10 protein-coding genes are annotated in these 15,426 nt (G+C 74.9%); 1 reads left to right on the top strand and 9 read right to left on the bottom strand.

From position 1 onward, the window contains the following. Positions 1–141 precede the first annotated feature (141 nt). From KBX21_RS09045 to KBX21_RS09035, 3 genes are all read right to left on the bottom strand, one after another. Entirely contained in the window at positions 142–1,731 is a 1,590-nt protein-coding gene (locus KBX21_RS09045; RefSeq protein WP_210841625.1) for an alpha/beta hydrolase, read from the bottom strand. Between the two features lie 122 nt (positions 1,732–1,853). Further along, positions 1,854–4,031, bottom strand: coding sequence for a CRISPR-associated protein (locus tag KBX21_RS09040; protein ID WP_210841624.1), 2,178 nt, complete (start codon positions 4,029–4,031; stop codon positions 1,854–1,856). A gap of 84 nt (positions 4,032–4,115) precedes the next feature. Then, positions 4,116–4,502 (bottom strand): hypothetical protein, encoded by a 387-nt coding sequence (locus KBX21_RS09035; protein WP_017545132.1) that lies wholly within the window; start codon positions 4,500–4,502, stop codon positions 4,116–4,118. 361 nt (positions 4,503–4,863) lie between these two features. Here KBX21_RS09035 and KBX21_RS09030 point away from each other — a divergent pair, with 361 nt between their 5' ends. After that, complete coding sequence (locus KBX21_RS09030) at positions 4,864–6,144, top strand: hypothetical protein (RefSeq protein WP_210841623.1); 1,281 nt, start codon at positions 4,864–4,866, stop codon at positions 6,142–6,144. Positions 6,145–6,173: 29 nt separating this feature from the next. Here the strand turns inward: KBX21_RS09030 and KBX21_RS09025 are convergent, their stop codons facing one another. Genes KBX21_RS09025 through KBX21_RS09000 form a run of 6 tightly spaced genes read right to left on the bottom strand, consistent with a single transcriptional unit; the run spans position 6,174 to position 15,342 of the window. After that, on the bottom strand, positions 6,174–8,312 hold the full coding sequence (locus KBX21_RS09025) for a TIGR03986 family CRISPR-associated RAMP protein (protein ID WP_210841622.1): 2,139 nt from the start codon (positions 8,310–8,312) through the stop codon (positions 6,174–6,176). Beyond that, entirely contained in the window at positions 8,312–9,079 is a 768-nt protein-coding gene (locus KBX21_RS09020) for a hypothetical protein (protein WP_210841621.1), read from the bottom strand. Before KBX21_RS09020 ends, KBX21_RS09025 begins: the two co-directional genes overlap by 1 nt. Next, the gene (locus KBX21_RS09015) at positions 9,076–11,052 is read right to left on the bottom strand and encodes an RAMP superfamily CRISPR-associated protein (RefSeq protein ID WP_210841620.1); all 1,977 of its coding nucleotides are present in this window, start codon (positions 11,050–11,052) and stop codon (positions 9,076–9,078) included. Before KBX21_RS09015 ends, KBX21_RS09020 begins: the two co-directional genes overlap by 4 nt. Next, a complete protein-coding gene (locus KBX21_RS09010; RefSeq protein ID WP_210841619.1) occupies positions 11,049–12,827 on the bottom strand; it encodes a hypothetical protein in 1,779 nt (592 codons plus the stop codon). Before KBX21_RS09010 ends, KBX21_RS09015 begins: the two co-directional genes overlap by 4 nt. Further along, positions 12,824–13,567: a hypothetical protein gene (locus tag KBX21_RS09005; protein WP_210841618.1), complete on the bottom strand. Its 744-nt coding sequence runs from the start codon at positions 13,565–13,567 to the stop codon at positions 12,824–12,826. Before KBX21_RS09005 ends, KBX21_RS09010 begins: the two co-directional genes overlap by 4 nt. Further along, the gene (locus KBX21_RS09000) at positions 13,564–15,342 is read right to left on the bottom strand and encodes a hypothetical protein (protein WP_374225708.1); all 1,779 of its coding nucleotides are present in this window, start codon (positions 15,340–15,342) and stop codon (positions 13,564–13,566) included. The genes KBX21_RS09005 and KBX21_RS09000 overlap by 4 nt, the downstream gene beginning before the upstream one ends. Positions 15,343–15,426 lie beyond the last annotated feature (84 nt).

Genomic DNA, 15,426 nt, shown 5'->3' with positions numbered 1-15,426 from the left:
AGCCCGCCCGCCAGTGCAACGCACCCGAACACCCGCCCCCGCACAGAGTCGTCCTCCACCGGGATCCATCCTCCGAGCGAGCGGGTGCGCAGCCGCGCAGAACATTCCCGAAGGCGGGTAAACAGTCCGTTCCTTCGGGCTTTACCAGGCGGGGCAGGACAACCCGGACTCCGGGACCGCCCCTTCCAACAGGTAGGCGTCCACCGCGTCGTCCACGCACTCCATGCCGTAGCCGTAGGCGGTGTGGCCCGCGCCCTCGTAGGTGACCAGGGTGGCGGTGGCCAGCTGGTCGGTCAGCTCCTCGGCCCAGGTGTAGGGGGTGGCCGGGTCCCCGAGCGTGCCGACCACGAGGATCGGCGGGGCGTCGGGGGCGGAGAACCCGGTGGGCGCCTCCTCGGTGTCCACCCAGTAGGCGCACGGCAGCTGCTCCCACACGAGGTCGGCGCCGAAGTACGGGGAGTCCGCGGCCGCGCGCTGGGCCGCCTCTCGGTAGTCGTCGGCGTCGGTCGGGTCGTCGCGGTCCGCGCAGTTGACGGCGGTCAGGGCGGCCTCGGTGTCCTCGAACACGCCGGGTTCCTCGGGTTCGTCCGACTCCTCGGCCTCCTCCTCGTCCTGGGCGAAGGTCTGGTCGTAGAGGCGTTTTAGCTGGGGTCCGGCGCCGTGGACGTCCTCGTCCAGAGCGGCGAGGGTCTGGGCCAGTCCGTCCCAGGCGACCTCGTCGTAGAGCTGGAGGCTCACCATGGTCAGCAGCGTGTCACCGTTCACGGGCCAGCCCTGGACCATGGGCGGATCGGCGTCGAGCCGGTCGAGGAGGTCCCCCATCCGGGCGTCGGCGGTGGCCGCGTCGTCGAACGGGCAACTGGGGGCGTACCCGCACTCCTCCACGAACAGGTCCCAGGCGCCTTGGAAGGCCACCGCCTGGTCGGCGGCGACCTCCACGTTGGGGCGCTCGGTCTCCACCGCGCCGTCCAGGACCAGCGCGCGGGTGTTCTCCGGGTAGGTCTCTGCGTACAGGGCACCGATGTAGGTGCCGTAGGAGAAACCCGCGTAGGTGAGCCGCTGGTCGCCCAGCGCGTCGCGGATCAGGTCGAGGTCGCGGACCACGTTGACGGTGCCCATGTTGGCGAGGAACTCCTCCCCCGCCGTCCGCGCGCACGCCTCGGCGTAGGCGCGGGCGGTGTCCTCCAGGGTGGAGAGTTCCGCGTCGGTGACGTTCTCGGGGTCGGCCACGGCGCGGCGGGCCTCGTCCATCGCGTACCAGTCACCGCAGGCGAAGCCCTCGCTCTCGCCCACCCCGCGCGGGTCGAAGCCGACCAGGTCGAAGGCGTCCTGGATCGGTGCGTCGAAGAGCGGGTGGTCGAGCATGCTGACCCCGGACTCTCCGGGGCCGCCGGGGTTGATCACCAGGGAGCCGATCCGCTCGTCGGCGGGGCCGCTGGCGGGCCGTCGGGCCAGGGCGAGGTCGACGGTCTCCCCGTCGGGGGCGGCGTGGTCGAGCGGCACGGTGAGGGTGCCGCACTCCAGGGTCTCCAGCCAGTCCGGGTCACCGTCCCAGTCGGGTGCGGCCTCCAGGTCCTCCTCGCTCAGGCAGGGCGCCCAGTCGATGGTCCTCGGCGCCGACACGGGCGCGGCCTCGGCCTCCCCGTCGTCCTGCGCGGTGCACGCCGCGAGCAGGAGTACGAGCGCGCCTCCCAGCGCGCCCGCCCGAACCCGACCACCAGTGATCCCCATGCCTCGTACGTCCCGCCGTCTCCACCCACACGACCGGTCGGCCGCGACCCCATAGTGGAGCACGGGACGGGACACCGCGAACCGGGCACCGGTTCGCGAAGGGGACGTGGATCACTGCAGTGTCAGAGCCTGCTGACGTCCGTGGCCAGCGCTCCGGTCGGGTCGGGCACGGCCGGGTCCACCGCGAGGACCAGCGGGCACAGCGGCTCCCCGAACCGGAGTCCCGTGGCGGCGGCGCCCCGCCCCGGGGCGGGCTGGGCGATCCAGTCCACCAGTTCACCGGCGCGGCTCACGTCCCGTCCGGGCCTGGTCAGGGCCACCACGGTGCCCGCCACGTCACAGCGCACGTTCAGGTGCGTGGTCGCCGCGAACACGCTCTGGGCCCAGGCCCCCGGGCTCACATCCCGCAAGGGCCCCTCCGGTGTGCGTCTGCGCCGGCGGGCCGGGGCCGCCAGCCCCACCGCGCGGTCGTCGAAGGTCAGGACCAGTCCGGGCCGTTCCTGCGCGGTGAGGAACCCCTCCGGGTCGGCGAGGGAGACGTCCCACCACACTTCGGTCGGCCCCGAGGCCGCCGCGCTGAGCTCGGTCCTGGCGCGTTCCAGCAGCTCCACGTCCACCTGGTCGCGAGCAGGGCCGGTGACCACCTCCCCCAGTGGCGCGGTGAGGGGTTCGTACCCGGACAGCACCAGTGACCAGTCGATCCGGGCGCGGCCCTGGAGTTCGCGGCGCCCGTGCGTCAGGCACACCACGGCCCGGTCCCGGGGCAGCTGGTAGGTGGCGCAGGCGCCCCCGTGCCGCGCGGCCCTGGCCAGTCCGAGGCTCATCGCCTTGGTACCGGTGGTGATGTCGACGACAACCGGTTGCCCGCCCTCGCGTTCGTGTTCGATCCAGCCCTGCACGGCCCGCTGGACCGCCGCGGAGTCGTAGCCGTCCACCGGGTCGGCGGCCAGCCTGACCCGGTCGCGGTAGCCCTCGGACCGCAGGGTGGCGGCGTCGGCAGGGGGCGCGTCCGGCTGCTCGGCGGCGCGCAGCGCTCCAGCGGCGGCTTCCCGCACCCGGGCCCGCAGGCTCTGCCGGGAGGGCAGGACCAGTGCGCGGGCGGGGCGGTGCGCGTGCAGGGCCGCGAGGGCGCCCAGACGGCTGCCGCCCAGGGGCGTGACCAGGAGCGGGCCGTCCCCCGGACCGGGGTGCAGGGCTGGCGGGGTGGGACCGGGGTCCGCACCACCGGCGGGGCCGGGCGTCACCTCGGACCGAGGGAGGACTGCGGGGACGGTGGGGACGGCGAGCGACGGGGAGTCGGCAAGGCTCGGGAAGAAGGCGTCCCGCGCGGCCGCGAAGGTGGTGACGCGCTCGGTCAGGGCGTCCAGGTTCCACACGTGGACGTGGCGGGCGCTCAGCGCCGGGTTGTACGCCGTGACCTGTTCGCGGAGGTCGTCGACGACCGGGCCGGAGTAGACGAACAGCACGAGGGTGGCCCCGCCGAAGACCCTGCGGGCCTTGGCCACGGTCCATCCGGCGCGGGCCACCACGTCCTCGGCCCGCGTCTTGGCCTCCACGCACAGCACCCGGTGGCGGTGGCGCACCAGGATGTCGAAGTCGGCCACGGACCCGCCCGGGCGGTAGGGGTCGGCGACGCGGCGGGAGCCGAGGACCTCGGTGTCGGGGCGTCCGCCCAGCAGGCGGCGCAGGTGGGACAGCACGTGGGCCTCCGCCGCGATCCCGTTGCGCTCGCTCTCGGGCAGGTTCGGATGGGCCCGTGCCAGGGCGGTGTCCCCTCCGCTCAGGAAGCGGCGCACCGGCTCGGGGTCGCGGTCGCTGAGCCAGTGGGCGCCATGGACCCCGGCCAGGGTGCGCAGGTCGACCCCCTGAGAGCTCACCGGGTGATCGGGGCGCGCGGCGTCGGCGGTGCGCAGGAGGTCGCTGTGGGAGTCGAGGTAGAACCGCCAGGCGCGGGCCTGCGAGGGCAGCGACTCCTCGTGGTGCAGCGCGGCGGCCACGCTCATCACCTTGGTGCCACCCGTGTAGTCGAGGTACCAGGGTTTCCCGCCGAGTGCGCGGCGGACGGTGTCCAGGAGCCCGGTGACGCTGGCGGGGTCGTGCGGGTCGGCGCCCACGCTGAGGACGCGCACGGAGCGTTCCCGCGCGATGCGGCCGACCGCCTCGGCGACGCGGCGGGCCACGGGCAGGGTTCCGTCGCTACAGACCAGGAGCAGTTGGTCGACCGGCAGGGTCAGCGACGTGAGGAGGGCGGGGGTGGGGTTCTGGCCCACGAGAACGACGGCGACTCGGGGTGCGTCCACGCTTTTCCTTTCCGGACGCACCGTTTTCGGACGTCTCCCGACTACAGGAACGGGACCACAGTACTCACCCGTTCCCGAAATGGATCAGGGAAGTGAGTTTCCCACCCGGCACGCGGGGCCGCACTGGTAACCGTGCGCGCGCACCGGAACGGAGGTGAGGACGAAGGAGCGGCATCCGGTGACCACCCCCTTGTCGTCCCGCACGAGGTCAGAGGGGACGAGCAGGTCGTCCCGTTCCGGATGCGCCGAACTGACCACGGAGGAGACGATGAACCAGACCCCCTCGGCGGGCGGCGGCAGGCGTGCCCGGGTGCGTTCCTCCGCCAGCAGCGGCACTCCCTCCACCTCACTGAGCGGTACCCGTACCGCCTCGACCCTCGCCGGTTCAGTCGATCCGCGCCATGTGCGGATCACCCGCGCGTGCTCGTCGACGACCGTCACCTCGTGCGGAGTCAGATTGACCACGGACATCCGGCGACCTCCCGTAACACTCGATCCATGTCGGCCGCCCGCCACTTCGGGACGGGCGCGACGCACCCCGATCCGAGGTCCTCACCGCCATCTCTCGGACACCTGCGGGTTCCCTGGCGAATACCTTCACGGCCCTTTCTGGGGCCACTGTTACCCGTGACCGTTTCAGAATGGCCCCGACGCACTTCCCCCATTCGGATTTCCCGCCGACAATTGACAGTGCGCACCCGGTGGCCATATTTTGTTGATTGACCTCCCGTTGACGCAGGAGTGTCACCACCAGTCTCACGTCTCGACAGCGCGTTTCCCCGGAAGGGCTGGGGGAGCGTCCCGGCCCCGGCACACCCGGGGAGAAGAGTTCGTGAGCAAGCATCACTGCTCCGCCGTGGAACTGTTCGGTTCGGCCACCTTCCTGCGCGTGTTCACGCGCGTGTTGGGGTGTGGACCCTGCTCCTCGGACGGGACAGCGCAGGGCTGCGCCGGTCACTCGGAGCAGTTCTTCGACTACGTCGACCTGTGCTTCGAGCACTGCCCGTGCTCGCGGCACCGGGGAGAGCCAACCAGCGTCATCGCCACACGCATGGCCAGCGTCACGAACGGCGCGACGGCGGGTGGACGAGGCGTCCTTCCGGACGCTGACGCGGCTGGTGCCAAGGCCGTGCCCGAGAGCGGGCGCACGGCCGAAGACACCGTCGGCGTGCGCGCGTCCGCCTCCGTGGACCGCACCGCCGCGCACCGGCTACGCGACGCCCTGGACGATGTCCGCCGTGACCGCTCGTACAAGAACCTGCGGCGCGTCTACCCGCAGCCCGCTCCCAACGGCAAGGTCCGCTGCGCGTTCTCCGAGCGCCCCCGGCGCTGGGCCCCGCGCCGCGACGTGGCCCGTGTCGCCACCGACATCGTGGAGCAGGAGGCGCTCGCCCTGCTGGTCCTGACGGCCGGTTGGGGCAACCCCGCCGCCGACCTGCCCGAGGACGTCCATCCCGGGGAGTCGGTGTCGTTCACCGAGGACGGCAGCGCGGTCCCCGTCGCCGACCTGCACGGGCGCTCACTCACGGCGGTCAGGGAACCCCCGATGGTCTCCACCGCCACCGGCGACTACCTGCTGCGCAAACTCTCCGAACTGGCCGGAGGACGCGACGCCGACGCGGGCCGCACCCCGGACCAGCGCCGCCGCCTGCACCTGCGTCGGCTCTTGCCGAACCTGACCGGCGAGGACGTGGCCCGGCGACTGACCGGCGTGCTGGGGCGGATGGCCGTCACCATGCCCGGACACTTCGAACTGGTGCAGCGCGCCCGGGGACGCGCCCGCAGCGCCCCCTACACCCCCGTCCCGGACCTGCCGGACGGGGAGGACACCGACGCCCACGATGACGGGGACGCGGACCCCCGCGGGCCCCGGCGCGACGTGCTGCGCCAGTCCGAGCGGGCGTGGCTGGGCTGGCTCGCCCGTGAACTCGCGGCCGAGGCGCAGGCCCACCGGGCGGCCTTCGACGCCGACCCCCGTGGTTCCCTGGACGCCCTGTTGCGCCGTCTGCTGGAGGAGGGGCCACGGGTGCCGGTGCTGTGGCGGGGAGCCCAGGACGACCCCGAGCGCCGCGCCGACCTGCTGGAGGCCCTGGCGGAGGCGGTCGACGACTGACGGCACCGATGCCCGGGCCACCGGCCCGATCAGCCCGTGTCCGCCGCCGCGAAGCGCTCGGTGAGCGCAGGCAGCACCGGGTACTCGGCGAACTGGCGCAGGGACATCACCGCCGTCTCCTCCCACGGCAGGCGTCTGCGCCAGCGGCTGGCCAGGAGCACGTCCACCATCTGGTCCACCCCGTGCCAGTCGTCGGCGGAGCGGTGGCGCGCGAGGGCGGTGGAGAAGGCGTCCAGGAAGTCACCGACCAGAACCGGAGCAGCGCGGGTCACCCCGGACGCCGGGTCCAGGGACAGGTCCGCGGCGCGGGCCCGGCGGTCCACCAGGTGGAGTTCGGGGCGCAGGTGAACGCTGCCCATGCCGAGGGACTTGCCCATGCCGACCTTGTGCGCGTGCTCGGGGTCCCGGGCTTCGCCGCCATCCAGGGGGTTGCCCAGGAGCAGGGCGCGCAGGAGGGCGCCGAGCTCGGCGTTGGTCAGGTTGGTGAAGGTGACGCGTGAGCGCAGGACGAGGCCGTCGCGCAGGGGCACGATGTCGCGCTGGGTGTCCTCGGGTGGCGGGGTGCGGGCGCCCCGGGGCAGCACGGTGATCCCGAGGTCGCTCTGGGCGCGTTCGTCGTAGCGCACCGGTGAGCCCAGGCGGGGGTCGTGCCGGTGCAGGTAGGTCTTGTAGCCACCCAGGCGGATGCGGCCCTCGTGGGACCACGTGACGACGTCGGACCGCTCCCCCGACACCTCGGGGCCCTGGACCAGGTAGTTGGCGAAGCAGCCGCGCTGTGGGGACAGGAGCCGCACGCGCAGGGCGGCGCCGTCCGGATAGTCGGGATCGCGGTCGCCGCCAACGGCGTCACCGAAGGACACCCGGCCCTTGAGCGCACCGCCCTGCCCCGCGAACACGTCGGTGTCGCCGAACAGTGCCCGGCACACGTCCACGGTGCGACCGGCCCGCTCCATGCGGTCGGGGTCGCCGTGCTGCGGGCCGAGCACGTCGGCGGGGACGGCGCGGCGGATCGGGTCGTCGTCGCTGACCGTGACCCGGTAGCCGCCGGAGCGGCCGAAGGACACCACCCGGCCCGAGGGGTCGAGGTCGAACCAGATCGGTTCCAGACCCCGGCGCGGCAGCCCTCCCCCACCGGCTCCGGCCACCGGCGGGCGGGCGGGCAGGTCGTCCCCGGTGCCCAGGGTGTCGGGGAAGGCGGCACGCTGGTACCCGGTGACCTGCGCCGCCGACTCGAACAGTTCCACCAGCGACTCCGGGACCGGGAGGCGCCCGGTGCGCGGGTCCGGGGGCCGGGGGAACAGGTAGGCGTTGCGCCGCTCCTGCGCGGCGCTCCCGGTGAGCACCAACAGGGCCGGGATCACCCCGCCGGAACCGTCGTGGGCGGCGAGGTAGGAGCGCGCCTCCGGTTCGTCGGGGGCCACGGCGGCGATGCCGCGCCGTCCCCTCAGGTGGACCGCGTACACCCAGCGGTGCTGGAGGCGGCCGTGCTGTTCGTGCACGGTGGGCACGTAGGTGCCGTCCCGGGGCGGGTCCGGGAAGTCGGACACTCCGAAGTCCCAGGTGCGCAGGCTCTCCCGGAGAACGTCGAAGGTCACCTTCAGGGCCCGTCCGGGTTCGGGTTCCAGGACGGTGGCGGGGACCTCCACTGCGTACCAGCCCCCGTCCCCGGCGTCGCGGTAGAGGAACCCCTGTCGGGTGCGGTGGCCCGCGCGGCGTCTGCGGTAGTGGTCGTGCCGCCTCGCCATGACCCGTCGGGCGCGGGCCGAGGGGGAACCGTCGGCGGCCCCGGCGTCCACACGCACGGGTGCGCGGAAGAACAGCATGGGCGTGTTGACCGGGCCGCTCTCGCCGCTGGTGAGCATGCGCAGCGTGTTGCGGACCAGGCCGCGCAGGGTGGAGCCGGGGACCAGTGGGAGGGAGCGGTCACCGTGCGGGAGCCGGGCGGAGGAGCGCACGCGGCCCCGTCCTGGTGCCTGGCCAACGAACGTGGGAGTGAGCGTGGTCAGGGTGAGGTCGATCCAGCCCGAGTGGGTGCCCTCCACCGTGCGGTCGTGCGAACGGAGCAGGGACCCGGTGTCGTGGTCGGGGTGCAGGGCGCTGGCGGGGACGGGGGTCTCGGCCAACCGGACCAGGCCGTAGGGGGCCGTGGCGCGGTGCGGACCAGGCATCAGCGTCCCCCGTCCCGGTCGCGGCCCCGGGGTTCGACCAGGGCCCCGGTGCCCACCTCGAACTCCGGTCCCGTGGGCTTGCGCCCGGACGTCAGCCCGGTCAGCCGGTGGAAGGCCACGCCCACGGCGCCGGTGACGGGGTCGGCGGCCCAGTACTCCCGAACCGTCAGCCAGGTACCCGTGCTCTCCAGCGCGCCCCGCCCCGGTTCCGACAGGGGGCGCACACGGCCGGAGAAGTCGGTCCAGGCCACCGGGAGCACCGCCTCGGCTCCGGAGGGCTCCCGAGTGACGGAGACGGGCACCGGCCCCTCCAGGGTCCGGCTGGATGCGGGGCCACTCCACCCCTGGAGCAGGAGGGAGCGGTCGCGCGGGCGCAACCAGTCCGGCGGGCGGCCGGGGGCGTCGGTGCTGATCCAGCCCGCCTCCGCGCCCTCGCCCAGACGGATCTGCGCGTGCGGGCCGAACACGAGCACCTCCAGGATCCGCCAGCGGTCGGTGGCGGGGTCCACCGGCGGCGCCGACAGGTGTCCGGTCGGCGGTTCGTCCGACCTCCGCCACCGCGCGTGGGGGCAGGAACCGGTGATCCGCCCGTCCCCGAGTTCGGCCAGCAGCCACTGGGGGGCGCCGGGCGGGCCCGCCGCGTCGAGGGCCCGGCAGCGCCGTCCCCTGACGAAGAGGTCGTCGAGGACCTCCCCGACCGTCCGTTCGGAGAGCGGGCGCACCTCGACGCCGACCGGGTCGGGGGGTTCGTGGGGATGCGGGTTCATGGGAGGTCCCCCTCGTCAGCGGGCCCGGGTTCCGGAACCGGGGTGATCCTTCGGTGCAGTTCGGGAAGCCACCCCCGGGCGATGGCGGCGTCGGGGCCGTCCGGCTCCGTGAGGGCGCGGAGCAGGTCCACCTCGCCGGGTTCGGTCCCGTCCCCCTCGTGGGTGGTCAGGACGGCCCGGGTCGCCAGCAGTCGGCCACTGCCGGTGCCCGCCCCCGCCCCGAGGGTGTCCAGGGGGACCGTGGCCAGTTCGCGCACGATCAACGCGAGCAGCCCCCGCACGGCGTCGTCGGGTTCGGAGACGTCGAGGACGACCGTGGCCGAGCCGCCGCAGTGGAGTTCGGTGGTGAACAGGTGGCCGTCCACCTCGTCGCCGAACAGGGCGTCGACGGTCAGGCGTGTGGTGGTCACCGGGGCGCCGCCGGTCAGGGTCGGGGTGGCGCGCAGGCGGACCCGGGAAGGGGCGGAACGGGTGTCGGGCCATCGGCCGGTGTCGTCGCCCCACCAGTGCCCGTGCCACTCCCGCCAACGGCTCCCCTCCCCCACCAGGTGTTCGGCCGCGTCCCGGACGAGGCGTCGACCGATCCGCTTGAAGAGGGCGAACAGGGCGGTGTCACCGAGGACCGGGCGCAGCTCCAGCTCGCCGTCCGGGGCGCCGGTGTCGGCGGGGCCTCTCCGATGGGCGCGGTCGGCCGTGGCCGGTCGGTCGTCCGCGGGGGCGTCGCCGATCAATAGCGTGGCGGGGCGCGGTTCCAGCTCCGAGAGCCCGGGGTCCGGGTACGGGCGTTCGGCCACGTGCAGCTCCAGGCGCAGCTCGGCCCGGCGCCGCCGGTCCACGACCCCGGCTCCGTCCGGCGGAAGGGCGAGGGTCGCGGCACCGCCGTGTTCTTCGAGGACGAAGCGCATGACCTCGACCAGGTCCGTCCCCGTGCGGGTCGCGGAGGGGTGCGGTTCGGCGCCTGGGGCCACGGCGGTCCACTCGTCGGCGCGGGGCTCGGCGACCTCGGCGGGCTCAGCGGGCTCGGCGACATCAGCGGGAGTTGTGGGCTCTGCGGGGTTGGCGGGTGCCGCGACATCGGCGGGAGCGGCTGGCTCAGGGGGCGCGGCGACCTTGGCGGGCGCGACATCGGCGGGCCCGGCGGGCTCAGGGGGCTCAGGGGGCTCAGCGGGCTTGGCGGGTGCGGCGACCTCGGCGGGCTCAGCCGACTCTGCGGAAAGTGACCCCACGGGTCCGGTCTCGGCGGCGGACAGAGCCTGCTCGGCCTCCCGCCAGCGGGTCGGCCAGTCACGCGCGTGGTAGGCGAACCAACCCTCCTCGTCGGTGAGGTCGTGTCGGCGAGCGGACCAGCGGGTGGCCCGGACCGCTCCGTGGCCGCGACCCGTACGCCCGCCGATCCGGATACCCGGCCCCTCGTCCGTCAGCCCACGGGCGGCCAGGGCCAACAGGGCGAGCAGGCGGGCCTCCTCGGCGGGGTCGGCGGCCCTCAACCTCAGGTGCGCGGTGAACACGGTGCCCGCGGGCAGTACCTCCCACTGCCACATGCGGCCGGGGCGCACGCTGCCGGTGGCGGGGTCCACGCGTGTCCCCACCCGGACCGGCACCGCCCCGTTCCCGGGAAGTACGGCGTGCGCGTCGTCCAGGTCCAGGGCGCTGGAGCGCGCCCCCGCCCCCGGTGTGTCCGCCGACCCCAACAGCGCGGCGGCGCTCTCCGGGTCCGCGGTACGGGCGAGGAGTTCGTGGCGGAGCAGACCGGCGAGGGTGGTGGCCCGCAGCCGGGGCGCCCCGCTGAGCGGGTCCCGGTCCAGGCGCAGGTCCACGTCGCTCTCCGCGACGTGCCTGGGTGTGGCCCGGGCCGCCCCCACGTGGCCGTCGGTGAGAATCCGGAGTCGGACCGCGAACTCCCAGACCAGGCCGGTGGGGCCGGGCCCGTGCGGGTCGGCGTCGTCGTCGGAGGCGGAGGAGTCGGCGGTCAAGGCTGGTCCTGTTCGGCGCGCAGTGTGCGGGCCGCCTCGGCCAGCCAGGACGAGACCAGCAGGAGGGACAACCGTGCGGAGGCGCGGCGCTCCCAGTGTTCGGCCCGGGTGGAGAGCCCGCTCGCGCGGTTGCTGGGCGGAAGGCCGTCCGGTGCGGTCAGGTCCACGGCCGCCAGCGCCCGTGCGTAGGCGGGATCGTGGGCGAACCGGGGACGGTTCTCCTGCCACCAGGCGGCGGGCCCGGCGGAGAGCCCGCTCAGCCACGCGTGGACGGTGAGCGGGCGGCCCTGCCCCGGGCGGACCAGCCGGGCGCGCCGCAGGGCGCGCACGGCCCTCTCCCGCAGCACCTTGTGGACCGGGTCGCCCTCCTCGTCCGGGCCGTCGAGCGTGTGGCCGAGCGCGTCCAGCGCCGCGTCGGGGGTGTCGTGGGGGTGGGTGACCACCTCGCGCAGCCTTCCGAGCAGGCTGGGGGTGAGCGGGGCGAGCCTGCCCGTCGAGGCGAGGCCGCGCGCGTGGTCGCGGACGGAGGGCGCGGCCGCGTTCCACAGGAGTTCGTCGTAGAGGGTGTCCAGCTCCGCGTCCCGCCCCGGGTCGATCGGTGTGGGGTCGGGCAGGACCCGGCCGTCGGACAGGGTGACGGTACCCGCCGTGCGGGCGGGGAGCGGTGCGGACGGCGGCGCCAGCGGGACGGGGGCCAGCGGTGGCGGGTCCACCAGGACGAACTGGCCGTGGCCGTCCACGAGGCGTTCGCCCAGGGGGTGGGCCTCGAGGTCGCGGACGCGGGCGGTCGTGATACCCCCTCCGAGGCACAGCCGCACCACCGATCCCGGGGCGGCGGCCCAGCGCTGGGCCATCGGTCCCCGGTAGGCGCGGTGGTAGGCACCGACCAGGACGGGTTCGACGTGCGCCGCGACCACAGAGAACGGTGTGTTCGGCAGGCGCCGCGCGAGGAGTTCGCGTACCGCCGGGACCAGGGCGTGCGGGCGGTCCTGCCCCTGCTCGCCGGTCAGGAGCGCCGGGGAGAGCAGGACCAGGTCCACCTCCTGGTTCGCGCGTCGGGACCGGTCCGGGCCGGGCCACTCCACCCGGTCCGGAGACAGCAGACGGTCCGGGCGCACCGGTTCCACCGTGACCCCGCCATGGGCGCGCGTACCGCCGGAGCCGAGGGTGAGTGTGCCCTCGGCGTCGGAGAGGACCTCGACGATCCGTTCCGCGAGCCCGCGCAGGAAGGCGTGGTCGGGGCCGCGCAGCTGCCAGCGGGCCTCGAAGACCTGACCCGGGTCCATGCTGGTGGTGAAGAAGGGGGCACCCCGTCCCAGGTAGCGCTCGGAGGTGGTGCGCACCGCGGCGCGCAGGGAGCGGTCGGGGGTGAGCGTGTCCCGCACCGCGCGGTGGGGCGTGCCCGGTCGGTCGACCCCCTCGGCGAACAGGTCCACGAGCGTGTCGCCGTCCTTGCCCGGGGAGTACAGGTACGCGGGCGGCGGATGGGCGACCACGGGGACGCCGGGGCGCGCGTGCTGCTCCAGCCGGGGGTGGGCGGTGGCGAAGCGGACCAGGTCACCGCGCGCGACCCAGGCGTGGAGTTCGTCCCGCAGGCCCGCGCGCTGGAGGACAGCGGCGAGCATGCCGCGCTGGGCGCGGCCGCTGACCGTGGTCTCCGTGTCGACGCGCAGGGGGTCGAAGGCCGTGCGCACGGCGAGGGAGTCGGTGAGCACGTACCGCAGTGGCAGGTAGGCGCTGACGGGCTCGGGGGGCAGGCTCGGCGCGGGGTTCATGACCGGGTGACCTCCCGCCCGGACGAGGAGAGCCCCGGTTCCCGCCCGTGGGTCGTCGCACGTTCCGGGGCTTCCTGGCGGGGGCGTCGTCCGGGCGGCCGCGCCAGGGCCAGGGTGGTGGCACGGGGGTCGGGGTCGTCGGGGCGTGCGAGGTACACGTCGACCCGCCCCCGGCCACGGGTGGAGCGCAGACCGATCTGGTCCGTGGCCAGGCAGGCGCGGGCCAGGCAGCGCCAGTCCACCGCCCTTGGGGGAACCGACCAGGTCAGCGGCGCGGTGAGCACCAGGCCGGGCAGGAGCGCCCGGTGGGTGCGCAGACGGCCGGGTTCGGGCGCGCCGTCAGGGCCGATCTCCACTCCCGACTCCAGTGTGGTGTGCGCGTCGGTGACCGCGCGGCGCAACGTGGCCCGCGCGGGTTCGCCGCGGCCCGCGAGGGCGTGGGCGACGGCGGCGCGCACGCTGTCCGCGGGTCGGGCGTGTCCCACCCTCAGGGCGCGGTCGGCGTCGTGCGAGCGCTCCCGGCCGAACACCCGCCGCACCGCCTCGGCCAGGTCCGGTGCGACCGTCGCGGCGCCGACCGCGGCCGCGCGCAACCGGGCGGCGAGTCGGTGCCGGGGCAGGTGTGGCAGCCCGTGGGCGTCGGTGACCACGTCGGTGTCGGCGCCGGTTCCGTCCGCGCTGGCGCCCACGAACAGCGCCGGGGAGGCCAGGCGCACCACGATCCGGTCGGGCTCGCTCATCGGACTCCGCCCCCCGCCAGTCCGGGATCCAGGTACAGGTCACGCACGTCGACCGCGTCCAACAGTTCCCCGTGGGTCCATCGCTCGGGCAGGCTCACCGGGTGCCCGGTCGCGCGGGCACGGCGGTCCAGTTCGGGTCCGGGGTCGGCTCCGGACTCCAGCAGGGGGACCAGCGCCGAGACGAGCCACCCCCGGTGGCGGGCGTCCCCGTCCGAGAACAGGCCGCCGTGCGCGGAGGACAGGTAGCGCTCCAGGAACCGGGTGAAGTTCGTGCCGGTCATCGGCAGGGCGGTGCGCGCGGGCACGGCCGTTCGGGCGGACTCGATGCGGTCCAGGACACGGTCGACCCCGTCGAATCGGGTGGTCCAGGCCACGGTGTGCTCCTCTGCGGCGGTGGGGTCGGTGGCCACGGCCGAGCGCCGCCGTGCCTTGGCCAGGCCGCACATGGCCTCGCAGAGGTCGTAGCCGAGTGCGAGCGGGGCGCCCACCGGCTGCACCGCGATCCCCGCCCCCACGGTGGGCACGCGGGTGACGTGCGCGCGGGCGTCGGCGGTGGTCACCGTACGGCCCGGGAGGCGGACACGGGTCAGCGCCCGGTGCAGGGCCACCCTGGGGTCGGCAGGGTCGCCGATCCGCTCGGGGTCGGCGTCCAGCCACTCCAGGGCGAACCGCACCAGACTCAGCGCCAGCCGGGCGTCGCAGAGCACCGTGAGGTCGTCCCCGGCGACCACGATCGGCCGCAGCGGCAGCCGGATCGGGCCGGAGGGTTCGTGGTCGAGAGTGAGTTCCCCGCCCGCACCGGCCCCCGGGATGAACGGGGGCCGCCCCGGTTCGGTTCGGACCCTGGCGGCCACCGCGTGCACCAGGGCGCGAGCCAGCCCCTCGGTGAGCCCGGCGATGTGCGTGGACAGCTCCCGCTGGGCCAGCGCCCCGGATCCGGGCACCCCGGGGATTCCCGCCCGCTCGCGGTACTCACCGAGGAGCTCCCCCAGGCCGTTGACGTCGACGTGCAGCACCGCGACCCTGCTCACGTCCCCGTGGTCGCGACCGAGCCGGTCGACCTCCATGGGCAGGGCCAGGCCCGCCTCCGGCCCCGAGAGCCAGGAGTCGCTGTGGGCGCGGTGCCAGCGTCGGCCGATCCCCCGCGCTCGGGCGACGTCGGCCGCCACCCGTTCGTGCACGCGTCGGCCCGTGCCTGTGGGGTCCTCCAGGGGCCTGCTGCCGTCCACTGCCTCGGCCGGGGCCCCGCTGACCGAGCACACGGCCGTGATCCCGTACCCCGGCGCGGGAGTGTGCAGAGCGGACATGTGGCGCCGGGCACGGCGCAGCCGGACGGGCAGCTCGGCCAGCGCCGCGTCCAGGCCCGCCGCGACCGGTCCTCCGGGAACGGGCACGGCCCCGGGCCCGTAGGGGACGAACGCGACCACCGGGGTCAGTCCCCCGGCCCGGTCCCGCAGCCTGCGCGTGTACCGACCGGTGAACCGCCGGGCCGCAGCGAGGTCGGCCAGGACCAGGGTCAGGGCTCCGCCCGCGTCCCGCAGGACGAGGCAGTCCTCGGGGACGAGGTCGGCCACTCCGTGGACGGGATCGGAGGTGTCGGTGAGTTCGGCGACCAGCGCCGCGCGGCCCACGGCGTCCAGGATCCGTCTGCCGCTGTAGACGAAGGCCTGGATCCCACGCAGGTCGACGCCGACCAGCACCCCGGCGGCCGGGGTGCGGGGGTCGTGGCTGGGCGGGTGGGGCTCGGTCGATCGGTGCTCGGAGGCCTGGGTCACCGCGACGGACTCCTCGTGGCCGGGGGACGGCGGGAACGGCGCGACGCGCCGTACGGGAACGGGTGTCCTTCAGACATCTCTCGG

The sequence above is a fragment of the Nocardiopsis sp. B62 genome, from assembly GCF_018070675.1.
Lineage (GTDB): Bacteria > Actinomycetota > Actinomycetes > Streptosporangiales > Streptosporangiaceae > Nocardiopsis > Nocardiopsis prasina.
This window is presented reverse-complemented; position numbering and strand designations above follow the sequence as displayed.